General features: G+C 60.5%; 1 protein-coding gene. It reads right to left on the bottom strand.

What is annotated here, in order from left to right; all coding sequences use genetic code 11:
* Window positions 1-240: 240 nt before the first annotated feature.
* The gene (locus AC5Y49_RS24735) at window positions 241-960 is read right to left on the bottom strand and encodes a hypothetical protein (protein WP_499892009.1); all 720 of its coding nucleotides are present in this window, start codon (window positions 958-960) and stop codon (window positions 241-243) included.
* Window positions 961-1,000: the final 40 nt, after the last annotated feature.

A 1,000-nucleotide genomic window follows, 5' to 3' on the forward strand; every position in this document is an offset into this window, starting at 1 on the left:
CGTCACTCGACCGATATCAAACGCGGCCTGGTCGACCACATCAAGCACATTGCCCATCTTCGTACCGTACTTCGTGCCATATGCCGAAAGACCGGTTCCACCCTGAAATGAAATGACATCGCAACCGCACGCGTCGGCATCTCGGTAGCGCGATCCGGACTTGAATCCCGCTAGCGGGCTTGCACTTTGCGGCTCTAGTGCGTCGAGCGTCTGTACCGTGGAATTGACGTAGTGGTTTTTTCAATGTGTGTGATCCTGGGGCGCTCCGAAATGCGTGCCGCCGAGCGAGAAGTCGCTCAAGGCCCGCGAAGTTTCTTGTCGCAAACCATCGTTCGAGTTGGGACGGCCTGGCTGGTAACCAGTCACCGAGATAGAAACCTGTCCACGCGCTCTCCCGGAGAGCAAGAACAGCGGCCCACCGAACCGGTGCATCATCGCCCTGGACACGCCTGAGTAGAGAATCTTCATGGCGAAGTAGTCGGCGTCAGTGCCATCTGGCCGGCTCGCGGCCGGATTGACCACGCCGAGGTTTGACGAGGTGACGCCGGCCAATACAGTGATCATTCGCCTGAAAAGCCGCTGCGGCAAAAGGGGAACAATCGATAACAGTGCTCGACGCTCATCGACCTCCTCCCCGTAGTCAATCAGCGCTTGTTTGACTGCGGCCCGGATCTCACGCAGGTCTGTCGTCGCAGGTGCAGGGTCGATCGTGACCGCGATATCGCTATTCGCGTTGGCGCGAGTATCACCGGCGACGCGCTCGTTGACCGGCATCTTCAGGGTGAGCGAGCCGCCTGCGGTGATTCGTCCCAGTCGCTGGGCCAGGTGGCCGGCCAATCCCACAAGCAGCGCATTGCTGCTTCCCCCGAGTGAGTGTGCACGGGCCTCCCACTCGTCGGCATCGACGAAGATCGTCGTCGTTGCCAACGCTACGGGTTCGTCCGCTCCGGCAGGCAACATCAGTGGCGTGGTAGGCAGCGACGGGGCAACTTGTGCACGA

The organism is Mycobacterium sp. NGS62, assembly GCF_059812285.1.